Raw genomic sequence first — 1,364 nt, forward strand, 5'->3', positions numbered from 1 at the left:
CCTGGAGTGGAAATCAACATTCAAAATTAACACAGCCTTTATTTTTTAAAAATGGTATAAGGAAATCGCTGATTTCTATTATCATTGTGACGCTTGTCCAATCATCTTTTATTCTAAGAAATATATATATAGAGAAGTTAACACTTCGAAATAGTCAATAGGTGGTGAATTAATATGTGGGGATCTTATGGCTACGGTGGCGGCTATGGCGGTGGCTATGGCGGCAGCAGCTTTGTATTAATCGTTGTTTTGTTCATCCTGTTAATCATTGTTCTGAGCGCTTGGGTTTAATATCACCACGGTTTGTTTGGGTCTGTGTTTTCTTCTATTTTAGCAAGGAATGGAGGTGTTCTACATGGATGGATTAAGAAATAGTTTTGCTTTAATTGTCGTATTGTTTATTCTCCTTATCATTGTTGGATCTTCTTTTATGAGAGGTTATTAATTTGTACAGAAACGTTTTGGGTTGATAGAGAATGTTTCTATTAAAGATAATAGTTTTAACATGGATTAAAGGAGCCTTCGGGCTCTTTCTTTATGCCTCTGTTATTTTTCCTTAATTCATTGAAAGACGTAATTGATTAGTTTAATTTAGTATCTAAATGGCAATAGTGTAGTATTAGCTTATATTATCATGACAGGAGGAACCTCTCATTCATTCATCTCAAGGGATGCATAAAACTTTTTGGGAATACCATAAAGCATATGATCACAGAATATTAGCCTGGAAGTATGAAGTACTATTTACTTGGGAGTGGTGGTTGGGTATTATCTTCACATTCATTCCTTGGATTGTATGGATCATTTTTAGAGAAAAGAAAAGCACCGGTCGATTACTTTATGCGGGTACCTTTGTTGCTCTTATTTCTTTAACATTGGACAATGTAGGAGTTCAGTTATCTGCATGGAATTACCTAAAACCTGTTACACCTCTTATTCCTTCCTATATTCCTTTTGATTTTTCGTTAATGCCAATATCCGTAATGTTTCTTATCCAATGGTTTTATAATAGAAATCCATGGATTATTGGTTTCATTTTTGGAATCACTACAGCTTTTATCGGTGAACCCATTTTTAAATGGCTAGGCTTATATGATCCTACCTATTGGAAATTCGGGTACTCTGTACCCTTTTATACATTTATCTATTATATTGCTCATAAAACCGTCTCCAGTAAAAATTTCAAAGAATTAGGGGCATCCAAGTGATGCCTTTTTGTGTTTTATTAACTTCTTCGGTCTTGCTTTACTCATTATCCTCCCTTTCCCAATTGTTAAGATAAACAAAGAATCGAAAAATGGGCGGATGATTAATGGGAACAAAAGAAAAATCTTGAGGAAAATGGTTTCCTCAAGATTTTTCTT

The 1,364-nt window shown here is 34.2% G+C and carries 3 protein-coding genes; all 3 read left to right on the top strand.

Annotated features, from left to right (window positions below; genetic code table 11):
* The first annotated feature begins 174 nt into the window (after positions 1-174).
* Positions 175-291, top strand: coding sequence for a YjcZ family sporulation protein (locus V7077_RS27675; protein WP_215047527.1), 117 nt, complete (start codon positions 175-177; stop codon positions 289-291).
* Between the two features lie 64 nt (positions 292-355).
* On the top strand, positions 356-445 hold the full coding sequence (locus V7077_RS27680) for a YjcZ family sporulation protein (RefSeq protein ID WP_235743823.1): 90 nt from the start codon (positions 356-358) through the stop codon (positions 443-445).
* Positions 446-761: 316 nt separating this feature from the next.
* Positions 762-1,208 (top strand): CBO0543 family protein, encoded by a 447-nt coding sequence (locus tag V7077_RS27685; protein ID WP_335507972.1) that lies wholly within the window; start codon positions 762-764, stop codon positions 1,206-1,208.
* Positions 1,209-1,364 lie beyond the last annotated feature (156 nt).

Origin of the sequence: Neobacillus vireti, assembly GCF_036962465.1 — a bacterium.
In the GTDB taxonomy this organism is placed as follows: Bacteria; Bacillota; Bacilli; order Bacillales; family Cytobacillaceae; genus Neobacillus; species Neobacillus vireti_B.